The organism is Vagococcus penaei (assembly GCF_001998885.1).
Classification (GTDB): domain Bacteria; phylum Bacillota; class Bacilli; order Lactobacillales; family Vagococcaceae; genus Vagococcus; species Vagococcus penaei.
Genome location: NZ_CP019609.1, coordinates 692,512 through 718,092 on the forward strand (window position 1 = coordinate 692,512; position 25,581 = coordinate 718,092).

Genomic DNA, 25,581 nt, shown 5'->3' on the forward strand with positions numbered 1-25,581 from the left:
ACACACTAAATAAAAAAGGTTACTAGTGCTTCATTCGCACTAGTAACCTTTTTTAGCTGTTGTCTATTTTAATTGTCCTTGTAAGATAGTTTGCACACGTTGTAACTCTACTTCTGGTATTTCTTGATAAGAGATATCATCAATCCAAACGCCTTCACCTTGTAAAGTTTCTTGTTGAATAGTGCTAAATGAACTACGGTAATCCATAGCAATCTTAATCATCTCATCCCAACTTAAATCAGTTTGCATATTATCCTCAATCGCTCTTAAAATATCCTTGTATTGAGAAATACCTTTTAAACTCAAACCTTTTTGGGCAATCGCTTCAACTACTTCACGTTGACGATCTTGGCGACCATAGTCACCTTTTGGATCTTCATAACGCATTCTTGTATATGCTAAAGCCTCCTTACCATTCAACTTATTTTTACCTTTTTTAAACGTGTAACCATCTTGCTTAAACTCAAACTTATTATTTACTTCAACACCATCCACAGCGTTGACTAAATCTTCAAATCCTTCCATATTCAACCATACATAATGGTCTAACGGAATGTCTAATAATTTTTCAGTTGAACTCATCGCCATCGATTCTTGACCGAAAGCATACGCATGTGCTAACTTATCTAATTGTCCATTGTTGTATCCAACGATTTCCGTTCTAGTATCTCGTGGTAAACTAACTAAAGTTGTTTTCTGTTCTTTTGGATTCACTGTTGCTACCATTATTGTATCTGAGCGGCCTAAATCTTTACGTCCAAAATCACCGGTATCAATCCCCATCAGTAAGACAGAAAAAGGTTTACCATTCTCGATGTTATCCTTGTCGGCTTGTCCAACAGGATACTCACGTTTACCACCAGCAGGTTTACTAACCTTATTAGCAACGCTTCTAACATCCATATATGTTTTCGCAACAAAACCGCCAGCACCAATCAAAATAACACCTAAAATAATTACTAATGTTATGAACACTTTTTTCAGTGGTGTTGCCTTTTGTTTTTCTTTTTTTAAATCTGCTCTTTTTTTCCCCATATTACTCTCCTTACGCATAAATGATTTAATAATAAACGTATTTTAGCATATCAAGAAGAACATTTTTTTTAAAATTAATTGTTTTAATAAAAATTTTCTATTTGATATGTTATTTAATCTCTGTAATTAAACGTAGTATAGCTTGTTCGATATTTTCAGGGGAAGTTGCCAAATTAATTCGAATAAAGCCATGACCATTTTCACCAAACCACTCTCCATAATCAACCGCTAACTTAGCTTTCCGTTGAACGATATCAATTAACTGATCGTTAGGGACATAGGCGCTCAAGTCAATCCAAGATAAATAAGTCGCTTGTCGTTGCATAACACGAACCATTGGTAGATGTTTAGCAAATAACTGACAAATTAGCTTATGGTTTGTATCTATGACTTTTAGCAGCCCTTCAAACCACTCCTCGCCATACAAATAACTAGCTTCTGTCGCAATCATCCCCATAATACTTACTGGATTATGACTAACTTTTTTAGCGTACTCATCATACAACACACGATTTTTTTTATCTGGAATAATAATATGTGAATGTAATAATGATGCTAAATTGAACGTTTTAGACGGCGCATTTAAGACGTATAATAACGGATAATATTTCTCATCTAGCATTAAAGCACTTGTGAATTTTTGACCTGGTGCCATAAAATCTTGGTGTATTTCATCCGAAATAATCTTAACATTGTATTTGTAACAAATCTCAAACATTTGAGTCAATTCTTTAGGACTCCAAACTTTTCCAACTGGATTTTGCGGTGAACAATGTAAAAATACTTTAACATCATTTTGGCAAATTTGTTGTTCAAATTGTACCATGTCTAAATGATATTCATTAGCACCTTGTGTCAATTCGCAAACAACTAATTGACAACCATTATTGGTCACTGCGTCATAGAATGGATAATAGACTGGCGATAAAATTAAGACACTATCATCAGGCTGAGTCAATGACTGAATAACGTAATTAAAAGCATTCACCACTCCAGTACAAAAGCGAAACCAACTTGCATTCGCTTCGAATCCATGGCGTTTTAAATGCCACTGATTAAATGCTTTAAAATAACTTTTTGGAACAAAGGAATAGCCAAACGTCCCATGCTCAATCCGTTCAATCATTGCGTGTTGGACACGTTCTGGTACTTTAAAATCCATATCGGCTACCCACAAAGGAAATAAATCCGCTTCACCAAAGCGACCTTCAACACCATCCCACTTGAGTGATTGTGTCCCTTTACGATTGACATAATATTTACGACAAAACTCTTGTACTGTATCCATTCTAAAACACCCACTTTTCTTTTTATTACCTTTATTATAACGATAAGTTACCAATAAAAGAAACATTAATTGTAAAGTTTCTGACCAATCAAATCATTATTGATTAAAAAACTATTTAGGTGTATAATAAATTAAAATTAGGTTTACCTAAAAAGGAGTGGATTATATGGTTGCGGTTAACGATTTAACCCTAAATCAAACTGGTATCATTAAAAATATCTCACATCCAGATAGCGGCATGCAACGACGCTTGTATGACATGGGTTTTTATATTGGAACACCTATCAAAAAAATTTTAATCAGCCCAACTGGTGATCCAATAGCTTACCGCCTGAGAGGAACAACTATTGCATTACGCAATGCCGATGCCCAATATATAGACATTGAGGTGACTAATTAATGGAATTAACTACTGAAACTTTCACGATTGAAAAAAACATGACTCAGATCATGTTGTCTCGCTAGCAGGGAATCCAAATGTTGGGAAAAGTTCTCTTTTCAACAAATTAACTGGTTTAAGACAACATACTGGTAACTGGCCAGGAAAAACAGTTGGCATTGCTCAGGGTGTGACAACATATCAAAATCAGCAATATATTTTAGTTGATTTACCAGGAACTTACTCCCTAATTGCACATTCACAGGAAGAAGAAGTTGCACGTGATTTTATTCAATCATCAGAATCTGAAGCAACAATTGTCGTTTGTGATGCGACAAGTTTGGAACGTAATCTTAATCTAGTCTTGCAAATTATGCAAATTACAGCCAAAGTCATTGTCTGTGTCAATCTGATGGACGAGGCAAAAAAGAAAAAAATTCAAATTAACTTACCAAAATTACAAGAACGCTTGGGTGTACCTGTAATTGGTACTTCAGCCGTCCAAAAAAATGGTTTTGATGAACTGATGCCCACCGTTGCTAAAGTCATTGAGGGTGATATAAAGACGAATCCTTATATGTTAGAAGCTTTAAAACAAATTCATGAAAATCCTGACACTGAAATCTTAGCTTTACTTGATCAAGCATCAGCCATCGCTAATGATGTAATTATATATGGCGACACTAATTATGACGAACGTGACCGAAAACTGGATAAATTACTCACACAAAAAAGTACCGGTATTCCAATGATGATTCTACTATTACTACTTGTCTTTTGGTTTACTATCAAAGGTGCCGATGGACCATCTAATTTTTTAGCTTCAAACTTTGAAAAAATCGGTAGTTGGCTAATGAATGGCGCCATATTTTTAGGCGTTCCAGAAACAATTCGTAGTGTTTTAATTGATGGTATTTATAAAGTCTTAACTACAGTAATTGCAGTGATGTTACCACCTATGGCAATTTTTTTCCCAGTCTTTACTTTACTCGAAGACTTTGGCTACTTACCTAGAATTGCCTTTAATTTAGATAAATACTTCCAAAAAGCCGGTGCTTGTGGAAAACAAGCTTTAACGATGTGTATGGGTTTTGGCTGTAACGCTGCTGGCGTTGTCGGAACAAGAATCATTGATTCACCACGAGAACGTCTCATCGCCATCATTACTAATAATTTTGTTCCGTGTAATGGTCGTTTCCCTATTTTGATTGCTGTCATTATGATGTTTTTCGCATCAAATAGTAATAGTATCGCTTCGTCATTACAAGCTGCAGTTTTTTTAACTGCGGTCATTGTACTTGGTGTCTTATCAACTATTTGGGTCTCTGAATTACTGTCTAAAACTATTTTAAAAGGGTTACCATCTTCTTTTACCTTAGAATTGCCACCTTATCGTAAACCACAGATTAAACAAGTCGTTGTTCGTTCTATTTTCGATCGAACGTTGTTTGTTTTATGGCGAGCTGTTGTCGTTGCAGCGCCTGCTGGACTAGTTATCTGGCTCTTAGCAAATATTACAATAGGTGACACATCTATTTTGCAACATGTCATTCACGCAATTGATCCTTTCGCTCGCTTGATGGGCTTAGACGGTACCATCTTGATGGCGTTTATTTTAGGACTGCCAGCCAATGAAATCGTGATTCCTATCATGCTGATGGGCTATATGGCAACCGGAACCATTACTGACTTTAGTTCACTAAGTGAGTTCAGACAGCTTTTAATTAGTAACGGTTGGACTTGGTTAACAGCAATGAATGTCTTATTGTTTACCTTGTATCATTGGCCATGTTCAACAACTTTATTTACAATTTACAAAGAAACGAAAAGTAAAAAATGGACCTTTACATCATTTATTGTACCAACCATTATTGGTGTCGGAATTACGATGGTCACCACAGGGGTTGTACACTTATTAAAACTAGTCTAATCTAAGTTTTTGACACTTTAACGTTCAAATGATATGGTAAATTTAACATTATCATAATTTTTCTTAGGAGGGTTTATAAACAATGAAACAAACATTTAATGTACCAGATATGTCGTGTGACCATTGTATTAACCACATCGAAACAGCTCTTAACCAACTTGATGGTGTCCTGAAAATTAAGTCTTCTTTAAGAAAAAAACAAGTCACGGTTAAGTTTGATCAAACAATCGTATCAATGGACCAACTGATTAATCAAATAAAAGAAGCTGGTTATACCGCTATTCCAAATTAAAAAGCTTAGAAGTTAGGTTTTTAAGACCTAAACTTCTAAGCTCAGATTGAAGACAAACCAGTTGCTCATAAAGGGTAATTGGTTTGTTTTTTTGTATCTTATCATTATTTTTGATAAAATTCCCAAAATAGATAAAAAAATAGAGCCCTTCAGGTCTCTTAATTTAAGCATTTTTGCTAATTTTTTAATGTTAAGGCATGCGAAAGTGAGCCCAATTTTCATGTGCATTTTTTCTTTCCCAATTAAATTAGTGTAACGTAAGCCATGAAATTCTTTTGCCGTTCCAAATAATCGCTCAATTGTTTGTTTTCGATTATTATATATAGCTTTCATTCCAAGGGAATGACGTATGTCTTCACAACGTTCCATATCATTTTCCCATAAATGTCGTTGAATTAATTTCCTCTTTTCTTTTGACTCAGTACAATAGGCAATCAAAGGGCATTGACTACAATCAGACGTATTACTTTTGTATTCACGATATCCGTCTCTGTTAGTTGTTGTATAGCTTAAAATTTTCACATTAGGGCAGATATATTGATCGTAGTATTCATCGTAAACATAATCATGTTTTTTATAAAATCCTTTTTTGGTCATAGGTCTTTTATATGGAAAAATAGGTGTTAAATTATTTTGAAATAATAAATGGGCTATACCAGGTGTTTTGTATCCAGCGTCCATTACTAATTTATCTAAGGTAAAGTGACTTTGTAATTTATTATAGATATCGATGAATGTCCGACTATCATGTTGATTACCAGGATGAGTTGTATATCCTAAAACCCAACCATTCTTGTCACATGCTACTTGTGCAGCATAAGCAAAAACCTGTTTATGCTCTCCTTTATGGAACCAACCACTCTCATCATCTGTTTTACTAATTTTTTTATGTTTTACCTGATTTTCACTTTCCTCTCTTCTTTTTAAGGGCTTTTTTAATCTTTTTTCTCTATCTATTTCAACTTCTTTTTGTAGTGATTCCACATAAAAAAGAGTTTCTTCAGTAACTTCGTTACTTTCATATTTTTTATTATTTGCATGTGCTTTTATATGAGTACCATCAATAAATACTTCAGAAGTATCCACTAATTCAGCTTCAATACACTGTTCTAATATGCCGTAAAATATTTGTTCAAAGATATCTGTACCACGAAATCTTCTAGAATAATTTTTGCCAAAGGTTGAGAAGTGAGGAACAGCATCTTCGATATCCAAACCTAAAAACCAGCGATAAGCCATGTTAACCTCAACATCTTTAATAGTTTGTCTCATACTTTTTATACCATAAAGATACTGAATCAACGGAAGTTTAATTAATAGAACCGGATCTATACTAGGGCGGCCATTTGATTCATCGTATTTATCTTCAACTAACTTATAAATAAAATTAAAATCTACATATTTATCAATATCTCTTAATAGATGTTCCTTGGGAACTAAATCTTCTAGAGAATAAAAACCAATTTGATTACGTTTGCTCATATCTTGTTTTTTTAGCATGGAAGCAACTCCTTTTCTCTATTTTACCAAGAAAAAAAGACAAAGTATCAAATTTTTGATACTTTGTCTACAGTCTGAGCTTAGAAGTTAGGTTTTTAAGACCTAAACTTCTAAGCTTTTTAATTTAAATAATTACAGTAACGGTTGCTGCTAAAATAATTAAGACTAAACCGACAATTGTCACTACCATTTCTTTTTTTGATTTCTTTTGACCTAAGAACCAGATACCAGTCAAAGTTGCTAAAACAACTGATGTTTGCGACAAGATAAAGCCAGTTGCTAGCCCATTCATATTAGGTTGTGCAGAAATTAAATATGTTAATGCTGCAAACGCAAAGAAGAAACCAGAAATAATATGTTTATAAGAAACACTTTCCGTAAAGGCAGATTTTTCTCTAAATGACAAGAACATTGCGTAAATTACTGCTACTAATAACATCCCAATTGCTTGAGGTAAAAAGGCCTCAATACCATTTAATTTTGCTTCTTGAGGTGCAGCTGAGTAAGCCCAGTAACCAATTTCCCCAATAGCCAAATAAATCACAGCTTTACGCATTATTTTAGCATCCTCAACATCTTTTTGCTCTGACCAAACTGTTAGTTTAGCACCAATAATAATCAGAACTAAAGCTAATATCCCAATAACTTTTTCAGTTACTGTTGGCCAATCTCCTAAATGAATCATTCCCCAAAGAGAAGCACCTAATAACTGAAAGGCTGTTGTAACTGGCATAGCACGAGAAGAACCGACTAATTTAAATGATTGGAACGTAATAATTTGTGCGACGGCCCAACCCACACCAGATAAAATAGCTAAGATTAAACTGTTTCCAGTTGGAAACGGTAACCCTTTCATCATAAATAAAACCAGAGCAAAAATCAACGTACCAAGTGTTGAACCTAAAATTTGATTCACTGGTCGACCGCCAATTTTAGAGGCAATTGTTGGATATAACCCCCAACCTAATAATGGTCCTAAACCAATTAACAACGCGACAACATTCATTAAACTTCCTCCTACTAATTAATAATCATAATAAATGATAGATTAAAAGACTACGCCACTCTCTAACAAAATATTGGCATAAGGTGTCATTTCACCTGTACGAATAAAAGCGTGACAATTTGTTAATTCTTGTTTCATTTCACTATGTGGAATAAAAGAAATCGGCATCTCAGGTAACCGTTCTTTAATTGCTACTAACATATCTGGATTGGCAGTCTTAATTTCTTCTGCTAAATAAATACGTTGAACTTCTAGTTCTTCTAGTACATTATTTAAGACATCCATAAAACTTGGAACGCCATTTGTAACTGCCAAATCAATTTTTTCAGTTGTCATTGGAACCGGCATCCCTGCATCGCCAATACTTAATTTATCAAAATGCCCCATTTGAGCAATGACACGAGAAATATCTGAGTTAATCACTGGTGATTTTTTCATTTACTTTTCCTTCTTTCTAAATTAATTCTTGTTTGAATGGGATAGATGGTTGTGCACCAAAACGTTGAACTGTTAGTGATGACGCACGATTACCATAGCGAATCGCTTCTTCTAAATTGCTAAAATCTTTTGTTAAAACTGAACTTAAAGCACCAATAAATGTATCTCCTGCTGCCGTTGTATCGACTGCTTTCACACGATAAGCTGGAACAATCCCACTATGCCCATTAACATGATAAAAAGCACCCTTGCTGCCAAGCGTAATTAAGACTGCTTCAATCCCTAAATCATGAAAATAATTAGCGGCTTTTTCCAAACTTTGGTCATCGACAACTTTAATTCCAGTTAAAATTTCCGTTTCCGTTTCATTTGGTACAATCATATCGGTAACAGCCAATAATTCACTTGGAACATCTTTTAATGCAGGTGCAGGATTTAAAATTGTACGAACATTTGCTTCTCTAGCAATTTTAAATGCTTCAATTGTACTGTTGATAGCACTTTCAAATTGAGCAATTATAAAATCACTTTTTTCAATTACTGCTTTAAAAGATTGTGCCTGACTTGGAGTTATATCGTTATTTGCTCCAGAAAAAATGGTAATGCTATTTTCACCTTCGTCATCAACTGTGATGAATGCTTGGCCTGTTGACTTACGATCTAAAGTAACTACTCCAGAAATATCGATTCCTTCTTGACTCAATAAATCCGTCATCATAGAGCCAGCAGCATCATTACCAACTGCACCAATAAAATAAGTTTCTGCATCTGATCGTTTGGCTGCGACTGCTTGATTCGCTCCTTTACCACCGCCTGCTGTAAAATGTTCTTTTGCATGAATGGTTTCTCCTGGTTTAGGCATATGTTGCACTCTCAACGTTGTATCCAAGTTAATACTACCAATTACTGTCACATGATTCATTTACTCCACCCCATCTAATGATTTAATGTTTAAAAAATTTTTATTAAAACGTTTTAATAAGACGATAAAAATATAGCACATTTGAATAATTATTTCAAGTGTGCAGTTGAATGACGTTTAATTAAATTCACTGGTAACTTAGTTAACGTCAATTCTTTGTCGGGTTCATTAATTCTATCTAACAGTCTTTTAGCAGTTATTTGCCCTAATTGACATGCAGGTTGATTAATTGTCGTTAGCGTTGGCGTGACATACTCCCCCATTTCAGTATTATCATAACCAATTAAACTATAATCTGTCGGAATTTTTTTATTAAATTTCGATAAACCTAAATATAAACCAAATGCTATTTCATCACTCACAGTAAAGATACCTGTAGCCGTTGATTCGATAATTTTATTTGATGCTGCAACGCCAGCATCTTTTGTCAACTCTGCCTCTAGATGACATATCTCACCAGTAAAATTTTCAGTGAAACCAATTACCCTCTGCTCGATATTACCAGTCATTATCTTTGGCGCGAGTACAGCAACAGATTGATGATTTAACTCCTGTAAATGTTGCGCAGCCAATTTGCCACCTTGATAATCATCCGTAGCAATCACATCTAGACTGTGGGCCGACTGTTTTTGATCCAATACGATGTATGGATAACGGTTCGTCAATTTTTCTTGAATAACTTGATCCGAAATCGCATCACTTGCAATAATAAAACCGTCAACTCCCCGGTGCATTAATTCATCTAAAGTATTCACTTCACGCTGATTTTGACGATTTACTACACTAAAAATTGGTACATAGCGCTCTTTAAACAGAACGTTCTCAATCCCCTCAAGTAAGGTCGCAAAGTATGGATTACTGATACTAGGTACCAAAATACCAATTGTTCGACTTTTTTTAACAATCATTCGGCGAGCAAAATAATCTGCTTCATAATTTAAATGCTCTTTAACCGCTAACACTCGACTGATTGTGTCTTTATTAAAATGTTTTGTCCGACCATTTAAAATTTGTGACACGGTTGAGATTGAAACTCCCGATTCTTTTGCCACATCTTTGATGGTAACTTTTTTTATCATCGCTATCCCTCCTTTTTAGCTAAGTAATAATTTCAGTCACATTGTAACCGATAACAGGTTGAATTAAAACCCTTTTCAATTAAATTTAACAAACAGTCTTATCATTTACTTTTCATAAACAACAAGTCGCTTTGACATTTGAAGACACTAGTTATACTATTTATCTATTAAGTATTTTTAAATCTGAGTAATTACTTATTAAGGAGAGGTTACAAATGATGGATAAAACATTTTATCACCAATTATTTTCACGTTCATTCTCACTACCTGTACAAGTTACCTATTGGGATGGTTCAAGTCAGATTTATGGCCAAGAAACAGAGAAACCTCAAATCACCATCACGTTAAACGAAAAAATTCCAATTAAGAAAATAGCCAATAATGCTTCGCTAACTTTGGGTGAAGCTTATATGAATCAAACAATCGAAGTTGATGGTAGTATACAAGACTTGGTGAACGATGCTTACCAACAAGCCGATAGCTTTTTTCATAGTAAAGACTATCTTAATTGGCTACCAACACTTAAAAAGCATTCAAAAAAACAAAATAAATCAGATATTCATTCACATTATGACTTAGGTAATGACTTTTTCAAGCTATGGTTAGATCCTACCTTGACTTACTCATGTGGCTATTTCAAAACACCTGAAGACACTCTTGAGCAAGCTCAAATTAATAAAGTTCATCACATTTTAAATAAATTATTTCTTAAAGATGGCGACACACTATTAGATATCGGATGTGGCTGGGGAACCTTGATGTTCACAGCTGCTAAAGAATATGGTGTCAAAGCAACTGGGATCACCCTAAGTCAAGAACAATTTGACTTAATCAACGAACGCATCAAGCAAGAGAATTTAGAAGGACAATGCAACGTATTATTAATGGATTATCAAGAGCTAACTAATCAAAATTTTGACCATATTACCAGTGTTGGAATGTTCGAACACGTAGGTCAGGAAAAACTTGCGGATTATTTTTCTGTAGTGAATCGTCTTCTTGCTCCACATGGTACAGCATTAATTCATGGGATTACTCGCCAACAAGGTGGGGCCTATAATGCTTGGATTAATAAATATATTTTCCCTGGTGGTTATATTCCCGGCCTAGCTGAAATTATTCAAGACATTACGGTTAATCAGTTACAAGTCATTGATATGGAAAGTTTACGTCGTGATTACCAACAAACTTTAGAACACTGGGCTACTAATTTTCACAAAGTAAAAGAAACTGTTGTTAGTACTCGTGGCAGTGAGTTCTATCGGATGTGGGATTTATATTTGCAAGCTTGCGCTGCTTCCTTTGAGTCCGGTAACATTGATGTCATACAATATCTAATCACTCATACTGCTAATAATCAAATACCTATGCACCGAGCATTAGACTAATAATATCTTAATAGTGACAGCATTTGATAAACTTACTCATTTTTATTATGTACTTAAATAATACTCATGATGAGTGGTAGTGTCACCATACTCACACAAGTTGTTAAAGCAATATATTGGGATACTTTGGTTCCTTCACCCGCATATTCCTCTGCTAAAATAGCATTTAATGAGCCGGTCGGCATAGCCGTAACTAGCGTTAAGACACCTAAAATAATAGGGTCTTTAACAAAAAAGTGTAAGATTGCGATGAAAAAAAGTGGGATACCAACGACCCTTGCAAGTGTGAATTGTAAATTATCTGTGTTACTAAGCATTTGCTTCAAATTACTTTGGGCAAATAGACTGCCGTTAATAATCATAGCTAGTGGTGCCGTTAACCCACCTAATGTAACATTGAACGATGTAATCGTTTCTGGCAAAGTAATTTGACATGTAAACAACAAATAACCAATAAACGACGCGATTATTGCCGGTGTCGTGTATAAACTTTTCAAACGAAACTCGCGACTATTAGAAAAAATCATAATGCCCACTGTAAATAGAAAAAAACTAGTTAATGTATTATAAATAACTAAAACAATCAGTCCTTTTTCACCATATAACCTGCTAACAATTGGAATACCAATAAATAAAATATTTGAAAATAACAAACAATTAATCCATAAACGCTTTAAAACACCAGTTTTACCTAATAATCTTGCAACAAGATAACCAAAGATTAATGTGGTTAGTAACATAAAGATGGAATAAATTAAGGTCAATCGAATCATCTCGCTGAGTTCATGCGTTTTTTCTACTTGAAAACTATTAATAATAGCTGCTGGTAACGCAATATTAGTTAATAAATAACCAATAAACAGATTGACAGTTGGACTGTACTTCTTTTTTAGTGCCATGAAGACCCCAATTAACATAAAAAAAACTAATTTTATTGTTTCACTAAATACTATTTCTCCCATAATTTTCTCCTTTTTTGATAAACTTTTGATAAACTATACCTAATACATAGTAACAACTTAACCAAAAAAGTCAATAGTCCGCTTTGCAACTAACTAAAAAACCAGCAACTATAAACTAAAATAGTTGCTGGTTTTTTTAATCTGTTTTAGCCACTGGTAGCCAGATTGCTGTAACATGGTCTGCCACCATTGGATTTTTATCAAGTGGATAAATTTCATACTCCGGTTCATTTAATAATTGATAGACTTGATTTGGAAAAAATGTGTCATAAATCATCTGATAGGTTCGTCTTAATGAATCTGGAACTGGTCCCTTTGCTTCAAAAACAACCCAAGTCATTGCTGGTACTCCAACAGATACTAGGCGATCATCTTTAGTTGGAAAGTATGTTTTTACACCAATTAGATAATCATAACTCCCATCTTTATCATTTGGTAAACAGGCGCCAAGCACTTCATTTTTATGGATTGCACAAACATCTTGTGTGATTAGATCAAATAATGACGACTCATTAAAATAATCCCAAAATAATGGAATATTTCGGTGCCCATCACTGACAGTCGAATAATGACGTTTAATTCCTGTTATATAGTGTTCTCCTTCTTCTACTACTCTATAAGTCATTTTTGCTCCTCCTTGCAATTGCCATTTCAATGTCAGTCGTGAAAAAACAGGCAATTGACTATGTTTTTTTCTGGCTTCAGAAGGAGATAGACCAAAAAACGCTTTAAATGCTCTAGAAAAAGCCTCAGATGATTGGTATCCATATTTAAATGCAATATCAATCAGACGGGCATTCGTGTGTTGAAGATCATAAACTGATTCGGACAACCTTCGATACCGGATATAGTCACCTAGACTAATTGACGTTAAAATCGAAAATATTTTCTGTAAATTAAATACCGATAAATTGGTTAATTGAGCTAAATCTTTCATTGTTATCTCACTATCTAAGTGTTCTTCTATATAATCCAGTAGAATTTTAAATTCATTCATAGTATGTTAATCTCCTTCTATACCTAGATTATCAAATTAGTGATCTCCTAAAATGATGATACTTGGCAAATTTTATCAGATTTTATTATAAACCAAAGTATCTTGTTTCTTAAAGTGATAGTCACAACAGTCTCAATTCTTTGACAAAATAAGTAAAAAAAGGTAAATTACCATAGTAACAGATTGTCACTTTTAAGGAGGGGTGCTATTGCCAAAAGAAACATTTCTAAATTTGTCCACTGAAAAAAAAGAATGGATGGATTTAATTTTGTTAGATAATTTTTACAATCAACCTATTTCTCAGGTGAAAGTATCACAAATTGTCACTGATATGCAAATGTCACGAGGTGCTTTTTATAAATATTTTGACGACTTAGATGATGCGTATCTTTATATTGTTAAAAAGTATGCGATGATTATCCATATTGATATTCAACGCTACATTAATCGATATAAAGAAGATTATTTTTACGGTCTACAACAATATTTAATCTGGTGTAGCCAAATGGATCAATCTACGCCTTACTGGAAAGCAATTTATTTATTGACCACGACCAGTAGCCAACCGGTTTTCAAACGGGTCCCAATGAATCAGTCGGGGCAGATTTTAAAAGATTGGCAAGCTGTATTGGATTTAAATCATTTTGATATTTTTACTATTGATGAAGCACTAAGTTTTTTATATTTTTCAATGGAGCTAGTCATGAGGAGTTTGTCTGACTTTATTATTAATGACTGGCAAACGGAAGAATTGATTAAAGATTTTCAATTTAAGTCAAAGTGGTTAAAAAATGGGTTGAAAAAACACGTATAAAAGTCTAGTATTTAGGTTTTTATACTCGTCTAATGACATAGTTACATTTTGTTACTATGTGAAATATAAATTATAGAAAGAAGTGATTTGATGTTTTTAGCATTAAAAGAAATGAGTTATTCTAAACTGAGATACTCATTAATTATTGGCATTATGTTTTTAATTAGTTTGATGGTTTTTATGTTATCTGGACTAGCAAATGGTTTGTCACAAGAATTTAGTCAAGTCGTCAATGACTGGAATGCAAAATCAGTAGTCTTAACCAATGAATCAAACCGGGTGCTTTCAGCATCACAACTGACATTGAAAGACTTAGATTCCGTAGATAGTTCAAAAAAAGCACCATTAACAATTTACAGTGGTGCATTAGCACTACCTGATTCTGGTGGTAAAGACAATATTTCCATTTTCGGTACAGAAAAAGATGCGTTCTTTTTACCTAAGCTATCTTCTGGACATAGTTTTAAGTCTGATAGTGACATTATTATTTCGGAAAATATCGCTGATAAAGGATACAAACTGGGGGATAAAATGACCATTGGTTCAGATAATACTGAACTAACTGTTGTCGGAATTTTCCCAACATCTTACTATCTAGCAACGCCAGTTTTATACACAACCACTAAAACAGCAACTATTTTAAAATTTGGTAAAGAAACGTTTAAAAATAATGACAATTATCCAATCAACGCTGTTTTATCTGATGCAGACAAAACAACTTTAACAGATGACAAACTAGATAAAATGTCTAGTCAAACATTCATTGAAAGTTTACCTGGTTATACAGAGCAAAAATTAACACTTGATGCCATGATTTATTTCTTATTTGTTATTGCGGTAGCAATCATCGGTATCTTTATGTACGTTATTACACTACAAAAAACAGCAGTCTTTGGCGTAATGAAAGTTCAAGGAATTAGTAATACATTTATTTCCAAAGCCATTGTTGCTCAATCATTCTTGGTTGGCGTTATCGGTGTCGCAATTGCTGGGGTTTTAAGCTATGCTATTCAATTTGTTTTACCAGAAGCTATGCCATTTGCTGTTAATCTAACACAATGGATCATCTATGGTATTGTTTTAATCGTTATGTCAATCATTGGTGGGGTCTTCTCCATTATTACAGTTAAAAAAGTTGATCCAATCAACGCAATCGGAGGGTAATCACATGAAACCAATCTTAGAAATGAAATCAATCGTTAAAAAATTTGGTAAAGGTCATAATGAAGTGACTGCACTTAAAGGGTTAGATTTTACAGTGAATGAAGGTGAATTTATCAGTGTTATTGGTCCATCTGGTTCTGGTAAAAGTACTTTTTTAACCATTGCGGGTGGATTACAGACACCTACTTCAGGTACTATCTTTATCAATGGTAATGACTTTTCTGACTTACCTGAAAAACGTCGGTCAGAATTACGCTTTAAGGAGATTGGCTTTATTTTACAATCATCTAACTTAATTCCTTTCTTAACTGTTGAGGAACAATTTAAACTAGTCGATAAAGTCAAAAAATCAAGCCACGATACGGATAAAATTGATGAGACATTACGAACACTTGGCATACTTGAGCTTAAAAAAAGTTATCCTGGAGATTTATCAGGTGGGGAACGCCAACGTGTGGCCATTGGACGAGCATTATTTAATAATCCAAGCTTAATCTTAGCAGATGAACCAACAGCTAGTTTAGATACGGAACATGCTTATAATGTCGTTAAACTACTCGTTCGTGAAGCTCATGAGAAAAAGAAAGCAACTGTCATGGTTACTCATGATCAACGGATGATTGAGTGGAGCGATAAACTATTTGAGATGAATGACGGAAAATTAGTTCAAGTAAAAGATTTCAAACCTAAAAAACTTGACGATTAATAAAAAAAATCTCCAGTCTCTGTAAAAAGAGCTGGAGATTTTTATTTTTTACTTACGAAAAAATTTTAATTATGCTACGCTAACATCTGTTAAATAAAATCATTAAGGAGTTGTTTTAAATTGCCAACTAATCCAAAAGAAGGCTTGATATTTACTAGTTTAATGTGTTTTTTGATGGTTTTGGGAATGAGTATATATAACTTAGCGCTACATGACGCACTGACCTTCTCAAACTTTATTACAGGATTTGTTCCTGGATTCATTGTTGCGTTACTCTTAGATATGTTTATTATCGGTCGCTTTGCAAAACAGATTGCTTTTTCATTACCAATTAATAAAAATCAGCCACTTCAACTTATTTTAACGATTACTTGTCTAATGGTAATCGGGATGGTCACTTGTATGTCACTATTTGGTGTGATTATGGAGAATGGTCTATCAAATAGCTTACTAACCAACTATATTACAGCATGGAAAGTCAATCTAATTGCTGCTCTACCACTTCAATTAGTCATTGTTGGTCCATTTTCTAGGAAAATACTCGCATTGATTCAAAGCAAACAACCTGAAAATAATTAAACCAGTCAAAAAGTCCCACAATAGCTGATAAACCTGTTGTTGCGGGACTTTTTTAATTTTTGTTAAAGTGGCAAGTCGTAAACCTTCATACCTGGATTATAACTTTTAGACTCAGATATTGATGGAATAATCACTTCCTCAATCGCTGGACCAATTTTAGGTAGAAAGCCAATTTTTTCAAATGAGTCATCTGTCAATTTTGCCCACTCGCGTTTAATAATAACTTGATTCGTAGTATCACTTACCTTGACACGTGATTCCTTTTTAGAAACGCCATAGATATAATTTTTTATTTTTAAAAAATAGCGATAATCATCTGATCCAAGATAAGTGACATTAGTCAATTTCTCGTTCTCAACTTGATAAAAGGGTAACCGGCTAGTCCGCTCAATATCAACCATTAAGACTTTTGATCCACGACGATCGCCAATGTAGTGATAACCGTTTGGTCGCCATTCGACTTGACGATTCACCAGGTTGGCATTTTTAGCTACAGCTAAATAATCATTAACATAATATTTACCTATAAAAACTGTAACCACACTGAGTGCACTAATAACTACTATGCCCAGCATACATCGTTTACGCCAATTACCATGGCTGTACATAGCAGCAAAAAATAATAGTAACAATATAACAGAAATAACCATTAATCCGACTGAAAACCAAGTATGTACTAACTTTTCCGATTTCTCCCAATAGTCTGCTGTGATTACCATATTAATTGCTCCTTGGTGAAATTTTTTCATTTAGTATAACATATTTTACGAACTATTTGTTTAATATGTTTTCAAAAAAAGATAGAGACATGCAATCGCTTGTCTCCATCTTTACCCACTTTTCTATTGTTTAATATTTCCAAGCCTGTTTTAGTTTTTCTTCTTTTGCTTTGAAGGCTTCTTTGATAGATTCTTTTTCTGATACTTCAGCAACACCAACATGCCACCAGCCACCATAGCCATCTGTCATTGTTTTTGGTAATACTTTGATATCGATTAAGGTAGAAACCGTTTGTGTTTTAGCATCTTCAATCGCTGCAATTAATTCTTTTCGGTTAGCTACTCGGTAAACTTTCGCACCGTAGCCTTCTGCAACTTTAGCATAATCAATTGCCATAATTTGATTGTCAATTGTTCTAAATTCACAGTTAAAACTACCACTACCATTACCCATCTGTAAATTATTAATACATCCAAAGCCAGAATTATCAAATAACATTACATTAATTTTATAACCATATTGCATTGACGTGATTAACTCACTATGAAGCATTAGGAAACTACCATCACCAACCATCGCATAAATTTCACGATTTGGATTAGCTATCTTAGCTCCTAAAGCACCACTTACCTCATACCCCATACATGAGTAACCATACTCTAAGTCATACGCATTTGGTACAACTGGGTTCCATAATCGTTGCATATCACCTGGTAATGATCCAGCAGAAGCAATTGGAATACTATCCGGAGCAACAGTATCATTAATTGTAATAAATGCATCAGTTTGTGCAAACTCTGTGTTTAAAGCATCAGCGTACTCATTCATTATATCTTGTGTAAACTGGCCTGAAATCTCTGGTGTAAATGATTCTCGATTAAAATTGATATTATGTAATCTTTCGCGCTCGACTAACCATTCAGCTTTCCAAGTTGCTAAGTTATCACCAAATTCTGACTGATACCCAGTTAATCGTTGATAAAGTGCATCAATCGACTCTCTTGCATCTCCAACAACTTGCAAGGCATCAAATTTGTACGTTTGTGGACGACTCACGTTAATATTTAAAAACTTCGTTTGGTCATAGTTAAATGCCGTTTTTGATGATGTTGTAAAGTCAGAATAACGTGTACCAATTCCAATAATTAAATCGGCAGCATCAATGGCTTTATTAGAAGCTGACGTACCTAAGATTCCTGTACCACCTAAGTTATTTGAAAAATCAGCTGTTACTGTTGATTTCCCAGCAGGCGTTTCAACTAAAGGAATATTAAATTCAGCTGAGAATTTTTTTAGACTTTCTCCTGCTTCTGAATAACGTGCACCTCCACCTACAATGATAACAGGTCGCTTACTTGCTTTGATTCGTTCGGTTGCTGCAAGTAATTCACGTTCAGTTGGTACACGACGGTCCACAAAGTGTACACGTTTTTTAAAGAATTCTAAATCAAAATCATATGCCTCACCTTCAACATCTTGTGAAATACACACAGTTGCAGGTCCAGCAGTCGCAGGGTTTGTCATAACTTCAAACGCACGAATTAAGCTAGACATTAGTTGCTCAGGACGCTGAACGCGATCCCAATATCTTGAAACAGCTTTAAATCCATCATTTGTTGTCATTGCACCATTCGTATCAAATTCTAATTGTTGTAAAACTGGATCAGGTTGTCTTGTCGCAAAAGTATCCGCGGGTAAAAATAAAACAGGAATATTATTTGCATAAGCCGTTGCTGCTGCTGTAATCATATTCGCTGAGCCAGGTCCAGCTGAAGCAGTCACACCAAAAATTTCTGTACGTAACTTTTGCTTACTAAAAGCCATAGCTGCATGTGCCATACCCTGTTCATTTTTTCCTTGAATGACTTCTAGGTGTCCCGGATCTTGTTCTAGTGCTTGACCAATCCCTAAAACATTCCCGTGGCCAAAAACATTAAAAATTCCTTTGACAAATGGCTTTTCTATCCCATCAATTGAAATATATTGTTGATTTAAAAATTTTATTAAGGCTTGGGCTGTAGTTAATCTAATTGTTCGACTCATGTTGTTATCTCCCTTAGTCTTTTTAATTTTTGGTTATCTTTTGATTATATTTTAAGTTTTTTATGGTATAATGTCAATATATTTAATATTATTTTGATTATATTGATAATATTAAATAGATAACTTAGCTATTTAAATGGATTAATACTCTTTGATAATCCATCTATAGTAGTTTACCAATTTTTCAATTTTCCTACTTAATAAATAAATCATTATAATTACTCAGGATAATGAGTAAGTTTTTGACAATTATTGAGGAAGTTTTTGATTCATGTTACAATAATTCAAATAAGCAAGGAGGTTAATTTATGAAGGCTAAACGAAGTGAATTAATGAAAGAATATATCATTGAAAAACAGCACGTTTCATTAAAGGAACTTGAAGACCATTTTAATGTCTCAATGAATACTGTGAGACGTGATATAACTAAACTTTTAGATGATCCACGTTTTGAAAAAGTCTATGGTGGTGTGAGTGTCAAACAAAATAAACTTGTACCCTTTGAAAATCGTAGCGTTGAAAATAAAGAACTAAAAAAACGAATTGCCCAAGAAGCTGCAAAGCTAATTAAAGACAATGATTTAATTTACATTGATTCTGGGACGACCACAAAATATATTTTAGATTATTTAGATGAATCAATTAATGTCACTATTTTGACAAATAGTCTTGACGTTTTATTAAAATCCGAAAAATTAAAAAATGTTTCAATTTTTATTTTAGGCAATATTTTCAAGAAAAAAACAAGATCATTCGTTGGTATTAATCCAGAAGAGTTAGTCAATCGCTATAATGTCTCAAAAGCCTTCATGGCAGCTACTGCTGTTTCATTTCATAGTGGTTTGATGAACTCTGATATCATGGAGTATGAAATTAAGAAGCATATTACAGATATCTCTGAAGATATTACGTTGCTAATTGACCACACGAAATTTGATAAATCAACATTATTCACTTACGCACCTATCGAAAAAGTCAATACGATTATCACTGATAAAGAATTTACAGATGCTGATCGCCAATTATTTAAAGAAAAACACATTGATGTTATCACTACATAAACTATAGTTAAGGGAGTTTTTATTTATGCCATTAGTCAAATTTGATTTAATTAAAGGACGTACACCTGAAGAAATAAAACAATTACTAGATATATCTCATAAAGTCTTTGTTGCTGCACTTGATATTCCAGAAGGTGATCGTTATCAAGTTGTCACACAACATGAACCATATGAATTAATCATGGAAGATACTGGATTAGGTTTTTCTCGAACAGAAAAACAAGTTCTAATTACCATTGTTAGTCGTCCAAGAACACAAGAACAAAAAGTAACACTTTATAAAAATCTTCAGAAAGAACTTGCTGAACAACTGGCGCTTGCTCCTGAAGATATTATGGTTAATTTCGTCATCAATTCAGATGATGACTGGAGTTTTGCTTTTGGACAAGCCCAATTTTTAACGGGTGACCTATCGTAAATATAAGTAAATATAAGTAAATATAAGTCTTACTGTAAGGTTATCTTCGCAACTTTACAGTAAGACTTTTTTTATAAAAAAAACCCTCTAATAATGTGAAAAAAATCACTTACTTAAGTTACATAAGTTTCACTTAGTTACATATTATTCAAAATATCACAATGTTAGTATATGATTATTTTGTAAGTAAGACACGGCCGTGTTTGATTTTAAATTATCTTGTGATTTATCACACATTTATGGAGGAAAAATTATGAATTTTGTTGAGATATTAAAAACAACCTTAACAGATATGGCAATTATTAGTGCAATTACATCTACAGTTTTTATTATTTTGTTAGGTTTCTTTTGTCGAAAAAAAGGTATCTTTAATGACCAAGTCGGAAAAATTTTATCTAAAGTGGTCTTAACCGTTGCCTTACCTGCATTAGCCTTCAATGCTTTTATGCAAGATATTGATAGTAACACATTAAAACAAGGTATGAACGTTTTAATTTGGGGAATTGTCATTTATATTATTTTAATTATTGTTTCTAAGCCATTATTTATGAAATACAAAGGTGACAAACAAGATACTTTACGTGTATTAACCATCTTTGGTTCAACAACATTCTTTGGTATTCCAATTGTTAGTGCAATTTACGGACCTGTTGGCGTTATGTTCTCTTCTATCTTCAATATTGGTTATCGTATCTTCTTATACTCATATGGTTACATTAAAATGAGTGGATTAAAAATGGAACTAAAAAATATTAAAACAATGTTTTTAAACCCTATTGTCTTAGCGACATTTGCTGGTTTATTCATTTGGGTATTCCAGGGCTATTTACCACAAGTTACTGTAACAAATGCTGAAGGCGTTGCGCAACAAGTTGCTTTCTTAAGAATTGATCAAACTGCTGTCTGGTTATTTAAACCAATGACTTATCTAGCTGGTTTATGTTCACCGTTAGCTTGGTTAGCAATTGGTTCAACATTAGGTGAAGTTAGCTTTAAAGATGCAGCATCAGATAAAACTTCTTGGTTCTATGGTGTATGTAAAGTTATCTTAGTACCTGCACTTAATATCGTTTTATTAACAGTTTTAACAATGACAAACATTTTACCTGTTAGTTTTGAAGCTCTAGCAACAATTGTTATTATGATGGCTACACCAACTGCGACAGTTGCTGCAGCTTACGCAATTAGCTTTGATAAAGAAGCTATTTTAGCATCAAATGCTTCACTTGTATCAACCATTATGGCTGTCGTAATGATGCCAATTTGGATTGTAATTTTAGAAATTATTAGTAAAACTGGAATATTTGGATAACTATTAAACTTAAGGAGACGATTTAAATGACTTTTAGCATTGCTTGTTATGGCGTACGACCAAACGAAAAACCTTATTTTGAAAAATTAAATACTTACGGATATGATTTAGTTTTAATTGAAGACTTATTAACAGCAGATAATGCTGACACATTTAACGGATGTGATGCTGTACTATTACGTGGTAATTGTTTAGCTAACCGAGAAAATATCCAAAAAATGGCAGAACAAGGTATTAAATATGTCTTTACACGGACTGTTGGTTTTAACCATATTGATTTAGAAGCAGCTGCGGACTATAACATGCAAGTTGCTCGTGTACCATCTTATTCGCCAAATGCTATCGCTGAGTTATCATTAACTTTAGCAATGATGTTACTACGTGCAACTGCTTATACAACTAATCGAACAGCTCAGAAAAATTTCAAGGTTGATAGCAACATGTTTAGTAAAGAAATTCGTAACTGTACGGTTGGTATCATCGGAACTGGACGTATTGGCTTAACTGAAGCAACACTTTTCAAAGGTTTAGGTGCTAAAGTCATTGGTTACGATATTTACCAAAGTGATGCTGCCAAAGAAGTCTTAGAGTTTAAAGAGCTTGATGAGTTACTAAAAGAAAGCGACATCGTTAGCTTACACGTCCCTTATTTCCCAGGTCAAAACGACAAAATGGTTAATGCTGACTTTTTAGGAAAAATGAAAGATGATGCTATCTTAATTAATACAGCACGTGGTGAGTTACAAGATGACGAAGCTATCCTTGCTGCTTTAAAAGCGAATAAATTAAAAGGTTTCGGAACAGACGTTTTTGCGAATGAGCAAACAATTTTCTTTAAAGAATTTGGACCGAATGAAGCTTTACCAAATAAAGTAGTTGATGAATTAGTGTCAATGTATCCACGAGTTTTAGTTACTCCGCACGTCGGATCAAATACTGATGAAGCATTATCAAATATGATTGAGACAAGTTTTGAAAACTTCAATGATATCTTAACAACTGGCGAAACAAAAAATAAAGTGGAATTACCAACTAAATAGACCAACATTAAAAAGCACGTCTAAAGACAAAAAGACTTTAGACGTGCTTTTTAAATATAATCTTGAATACTTTTTTCGTGTTCCTGATTTTTCAAATAGAGCGTTATCGGACGACCAATTTCACGATATTCCATTGTTTCTTGTAAGTAGCCGATTTGCAATAAAAATAAAATATATTTTTTTGTTGAAATACGCGATAAATCAATCAATTTAGCCAATTCTTCAGTCGAAAAAGGGACATGCATAATGTCGACTTGCTGGACAACTTTTGTCAAGGTCGGCCGTGAAAGACCCTTAGGTAAATGTTGCAACTTAAACTGATTAACTGGTTCATCAACTTGATGGTTAAAAAACTTATCAAGTGTCGCTTGCGTTGTCGGCCCACTCTGCTGTGATACTTGGTGTAAAGCCAAAAATTTATCAAAGGCTACTTTGAAGCGTTCAAATGTAAATGGTTTAATTAAATAATCGATTACTCGATAATCAAGAGCATGCTTGACCGTCTGATGATCATCAGCAGCAGTAATCAAAATGACTGGAATTGATATATTTTCTCGATATAATTCCAATAAGAAATCTGTGCCCAACATATCAGGCAAATAAACGTCTAATAATAATAAATCGACTTTTTTTCCTTTAACCAGTTGACGGGCTAGTTCAATTTTTTGAACACTGTTAACTAGTGCATTTGGGTAAACTCTTGTGACAAATTGATGATTTAACGAGGCAACCATTGGATCATCTTCAATAATTAAGACGTTCATTTTGTATCTTCACTCCCTTTTATAATTGGAAATTCCACATAAAAATGCGTTCTCCCTGTGTCATCTATTGACACGTCAATAATTCCATCTCGAGCTGTGACAGACTTCTTAACTAAATAAAGACCATAACCTCGCTGTTCCGCTTTCGTTGAAAACTTCTTCTCAAAAATTTTATCTTGAATCTCTTTAGCAATTCCTGGCCCTGTATCAGTAACGCTCATCATGACAATTTCACCTTCATTATCATAAGTTAGTAGTAAAGTGACTTCTTTCAGTTCAACGCCTTTTACGGCATCAAAAGCATTATTAATAATATTTCCTAGTATCTGTAATAAAAAGTGACTATTATCATCGATTGGTAAATTAGGTAAAAACGACTTGTCATTAATAATAAACTTAATTCCTTGTTCGTTAGCTTCATTCACTTTTCCAAGTAAAAATCCAGCAATAGCTGGTGTCTTAATTTTATCAGTAATGTAACCTACTTCCGCTTTATAGTTAGAATGTAAGTGTTGAATAAAGACTGATACTTCTTGATATTGACCTAACTCAATCATTCCCATAATCACTTGCATTTTATTCATAAATTCATGGGTTTGGGCTCGTAAAGAGTCGATATACTGCTCAGTCCCACTTAACTGATGAATGAGTTGACTCATATCTGATTCATCACGAAATGTGACTACTGCACCATTAAATTCATTCTCCGCATAAATTGGAGACATATTTGCAATTAAATCTAGCGAATTAGCCGAAATCGTCTGATTCATCAACCGGTCTTGTTGAATAAAAACCTCAGAAAAAAATAAATCGTATAAGACTGTAGGAATTGGTTCTTTTATTTTTAATTGTAATGTATCATCTATCTTCGCTACTAACTGATAGGCTTCTTTATTAATTAGCATTAAGCGTTTTTGCTGATCGATGGCAATAATACTTTCAGTAATTTCATTTTCTACCAACTCTTTTTCCCTCATTGCTTCAGCAATTTCTATTGGTTCCAAACCAAATAAAACTTTTTTAATCTTCTTCGCTAAAAAAATTGCCCCAATCACCCCGACAGTTAATCCCAAAAGAATACCAATAAAAATAGTATTTTGTGCATTCTTAATATCTAGGTTAATTGTTTTCATCGTCAACCCTACACACACAACCCCAATAATCTCACCTGAAGAGCTATAAACTGGAACAAAGTAACGAATACCTTCACCTAGAATACCTTTTTTAATGGAAAAATGTTTTTTTCCATCTAATGCCTCTTGAATATCCGCTGGGTTTGAAAAAGGTTTGCCAATTACATTAGCATCTGGGTGTGATAGTCTTAGCATGTCTGTATCCACGACAACTACAAAATCAACTTGTGTGATATCTGTAATTCCCATTGTTAATGCTTGAACATCCACCGTTGATTCTCGATTTTCTAGAGCTTGAACAATACCGTCCTCTTGCGCAACAATATCTGCCACAACACTGATTTTGTCTTTTGTATGGCGATACTCTTGTTCCACCACGTAATGTCTAATTAAAAACATTGAGGCAATTAATGATACAAGTGTTGAACAAACAACAATCAAAATAATTGTGGCCTGTAAAGAAAAGCGTGATTTTTTATTTTTAATTAATAACATCTATTCATCCATTCCTATTTTTCTATAACTTGTCGTATTGTATCTAATTAAGTCAACTAACAATCCTCATTATAACAAAAAAAATAAACCGAAATCAGTTAATTTGATTTCGGTCT

At 33.7% G+C, this 25,581-nt stretch carries 25 protein-coding genes and 1 pseudogene; 13 read left to right on the forward strand and 13 right to left on the reverse strand.

Going from position 1 to position 25,581, the window contains the following annotated elements; genetic code table 11:
• Positions 1-63: 63 nt before the first annotated feature.
• A complete protein-coding gene (locus BW732_RS03285) occupies positions 64-1,035 on the reverse strand; it encodes an LCP family glycopolymer transferase (RefSeq protein WP_077275449.1) in 972 nt (323 codons plus the stop codon).
• A 109-nt stretch (positions 1,036-1,144) separates the two neighbouring features.
• The gene (locus BW732_RS03290) at positions 1,145-2,323 is read right to left on the reverse strand and encodes a MalY/PatB family protein (RefSeq protein ID WP_161485505.1); all 1,179 of its coding nucleotides are present in this window, start codon (positions 2,321-2,323) and stop codon (positions 1,145-1,147) included.
• A gap of 166 nt (positions 2,324-2,489) precedes the next feature.
• On the opposite strand from BW732_RS03290, the gene BW732_RS03295 reads away from it, so the two are divergent.
• The 4 genes and pseudogenes from BW732_RS03295 (at position 2,490) to BW732_RS03305 (ending at position 4,924) form a co-directional block, all read left to right on the forward strand.
• Positions 2,490-2,723, forward strand: a complete 234-nt coding sequence (locus BW732_RS03295) for a FeoA family protein (protein WP_077275451.1) — start codon at positions 2,490-2,492, stop codon at positions 2,721-2,723.
• 115 nt (positions 2,724-2,838) lie between these two features.
• Positions 2,839-3,861: pseudogene (locus BW732_RS11760) on the forward strand (FeoB small GTPase domain-containing protein); the annotation flags it as partial.
• Positions 3,862-3,924: 63 nt separating this feature from the next.
• Positions 3,925-4,632 (forward strand): nucleoside recognition domain-containing protein, encoded by a 708-nt coding sequence (locus tag BW732_RS11765; protein ID WP_228414986.1) that lies wholly within the window; start codon positions 3,925-3,927, stop codon positions 4,630-4,632.
• A gap of 82 nt (positions 4,633-4,714) precedes the next feature.
• A complete protein-coding gene (locus tag BW732_RS03305; RefSeq protein WP_077275452.1) occupies positions 4,715-4,924 on the forward strand; it encodes a heavy-metal-associated domain-containing protein in 210 nt (69 codons plus the stop codon).
• 27 nt (positions 4,925-4,951) lie between these two features.
• Here the strand turns inward: BW732_RS03305 and BW732_RS03310 are convergent, their stop codons facing one another.
• From BW732_RS03310 to rbsR, 5 genes are all read right to left on the reverse strand, one after another.
• Complete coding sequence (locus tag BW732_RS03310; RefSeq protein WP_077275453.1) at positions 4,952-6,424, reverse strand: IS1182 family transposase; 1,473 nt, start codon at positions 6,422-6,424, stop codon at positions 4,952-4,954.
• Positions 6,425-6,548: 124 nt separating this feature from the next.
• A complete protein-coding gene (gene rbsU / locus BW732_RS03315; protein ID WP_077275454.1) occupies positions 6,549-7,430 on the reverse strand; it encodes a ribose/proton symporter RbsU in 882 nt (293 codons plus the stop codon).
• 42 nt (positions 7,431-7,472) lie between these two features.
• On the reverse strand, positions 7,473-7,868 hold the full coding sequence (gene rbsD, locus BW732_RS03320; RefSeq protein ID WP_077275455.1) for a D-ribose pyranase: 396 nt from the start codon (positions 7,866-7,868) through the stop codon (positions 7,473-7,475).
• A gap of 16 nt (positions 7,869-7,884) precedes the next feature.
• On the reverse strand, positions 7,885-8,790 hold the full coding sequence (gene rbsK / locus BW732_RS03325) for a ribokinase (RefSeq protein ID WP_077275456.1): 906 nt from the start codon (positions 8,788-8,790) through the stop codon (positions 7,885-7,887).
• Between the two features lie 89 nt (positions 8,791-8,879).
• On the reverse strand, positions 8,880-9,869 hold the full coding sequence (rbsR, locus tag BW732_RS03330; protein ID WP_077275457.1) for a ribose utilization transcriptional repressor RbsR: 990 nt from the start codon (positions 9,867-9,869) through the stop codon (positions 8,880-8,882).
• Positions 9,870-10,084: 215 nt separating this feature from the next.
• Between rbsR and BW732_RS03335 the strand changes: the two genes are divergently transcribed.
• Positions 10,085-11,257 (forward strand): SAM-dependent methyltransferase, encoded by a 1,173-nt coding sequence (locus BW732_RS03335; protein ID WP_077275458.1) that lies wholly within the window; start codon positions 10,085-10,087, stop codon positions 11,255-11,257.
• Between the two features lie 53 nt (positions 11,258-11,310).
• Here the strand turns inward: BW732_RS03335 and BW732_RS03340 are convergent, their stop codons facing one another.
• Together BW732_RS03340 and BW732_RS03345 are read right to left on the reverse strand one after the other, a co-directional pair.
• The gene (locus tag BW732_RS03340; protein WP_077275459.1) at positions 11,311-12,219 is read right to left on the reverse strand and encodes an AEC family transporter; all 909 of its coding nucleotides are present in this window, start codon (positions 12,217-12,219) and stop codon (positions 11,311-11,313) included.
• A gap of 136 nt (positions 12,220-12,355) precedes the next feature.
• Positions 12,356-13,216 (reverse strand): AraC family transcriptional regulator, encoded by an 861-nt coding sequence (locus BW732_RS03345; protein ID WP_077275460.1) that lies wholly within the window; start codon positions 13,214-13,216, stop codon positions 12,356-12,358.
• Between the two features lie 208 nt (positions 13,217-13,424).
• Between BW732_RS03345 and BW732_RS03350 the strand changes: the two genes are divergently transcribed.
• The 4 genes from BW732_RS03350 (at position 13,425) to BW732_RS03365 (ending at position 16,479) form a co-directional block, all read left to right on the forward strand.
• Positions 13,425-14,030, forward strand: coding sequence for a TetR/AcrR family transcriptional regulator (locus BW732_RS03350; RefSeq protein WP_077275461.1), 606 nt, complete (start codon positions 13,425-13,427; stop codon positions 14,028-14,030).
• Positions 14,031-14,120: 90 nt separating this feature from the next.
• Complete coding sequence (locus BW732_RS03355) at positions 14,121-15,194, forward strand: ABC transporter permease (RefSeq protein ID WP_077275462.1); 1,074 nt, start codon at positions 14,121-14,123, stop codon at positions 15,192-15,194.
• A gap of 4 nt (positions 15,195-15,198) precedes the next feature.
• Positions 15,199-15,900, forward strand: coding sequence for an ABC transporter ATP-binding protein (locus BW732_RS03360; RefSeq protein WP_077275463.1), 702 nt, complete (start codon positions 15,199-15,201; stop codon positions 15,898-15,900).
• Positions 15,901-16,020: 120 nt separating this feature from the next.
• Complete coding sequence (locus tag BW732_RS03365; RefSeq protein ID WP_077275464.1) at positions 16,021-16,479, forward strand: DUF2798 domain-containing protein; 459 nt, start codon at positions 16,021-16,023, stop codon at positions 16,477-16,479.
• A gap of 62 nt (positions 16,480-16,541) precedes the next feature.
• Here the strand turns inward: BW732_RS03365 and BW732_RS03370 are convergent, their stop codons facing one another.
• Positions 16,542-17,198: a hypothetical protein gene (locus tag BW732_RS03370; RefSeq protein ID WP_077275465.1), complete on the reverse strand. Its 657-nt coding sequence runs from the start codon at positions 17,196-17,198 to the stop codon at positions 16,542-16,544.
• Positions 17,199-17,328: 130 nt separating this feature from the next.
• Positions 17,329-19,242, reverse strand: a complete 1,914-nt coding sequence (gene iolD / locus BW732_RS03375; RefSeq protein ID WP_077275466.1) for a 3D-(3,5/4)-trihydroxycyclohexane-1,2-dione acylhydrolase (decyclizing) — start codon at positions 19,240-19,242, stop codon at positions 17,329-17,331.
• A gap of 308 nt (positions 19,243-19,550) precedes the next feature.
• Here iolD and BW732_RS03380 point away from each other — a divergent pair, with 308 nt between their 5' ends.
• The 4 genes from BW732_RS03380 (at position 19,551) to BW732_RS03395 (ending at position 23,073) form a co-directional block, all read left to right on the forward strand.
• Complete coding sequence (locus BW732_RS03380) at positions 19,551-20,303, forward strand: DeoR/GlpR family DNA-binding transcription regulator (RefSeq protein ID WP_077275467.1); 753 nt, start codon at positions 19,551-19,553, stop codon at positions 20,301-20,303.
• Positions 20,304-20,328: 25 nt separating this feature from the next.
• Complete coding sequence (locus BW732_RS03385) at positions 20,329-20,721, forward strand: tautomerase family protein (protein ID WP_077275468.1); 393 nt, start codon at positions 20,329-20,331, stop codon at positions 20,719-20,721.
• Between the two features lie 253 nt (positions 20,722-20,974).
• Positions 20,975-22,033 carry an AEC family transporter gene (locus tag BW732_RS03390; RefSeq protein WP_077275469.1) on the forward strand — a complete coding sequence of 353 codons (1,059 nt, stop codon included), beginning with the start codon at positions 20,975-20,977 and terminating at the stop codon, positions 22,031-22,033.
• A 26-nt stretch (positions 22,034-22,059) separates the two neighbouring features.
• Entirely contained in the window at positions 22,060-23,073 is a 1,014-nt protein-coding gene (locus BW732_RS03395) for a 2-hydroxyacid dehydrogenase (RefSeq protein WP_077275470.1), read from the forward strand.
• Positions 23,074-23,123: 50 nt separating this feature from the next.
• Here BW732_RS03395 and BW732_RS03400 read toward each other — a convergent pair whose 3' ends face one another.
• Both BW732_RS03400 and BW732_RS03405 read right to left on the reverse strand, forming a co-directional pair.
• A complete protein-coding gene (locus tag BW732_RS03400) occupies positions 23,124-23,837 on the reverse strand; it encodes a response regulator (RefSeq protein ID WP_077275471.1) in 714 nt (237 codons plus the stop codon).
• On the reverse strand, positions 23,834-25,465 hold the full coding sequence (locus BW732_RS03405) for an ATP-binding protein (protein WP_126844471.1): 1,632 nt from the start codon (positions 25,463-25,465) through the stop codon (positions 23,834-23,836). The genes BW732_RS03400 and BW732_RS03405 overlap by 4 nt, the downstream gene beginning before the upstream one ends.
• Positions 25,466-25,581: the final 116 nt, after the last annotated feature.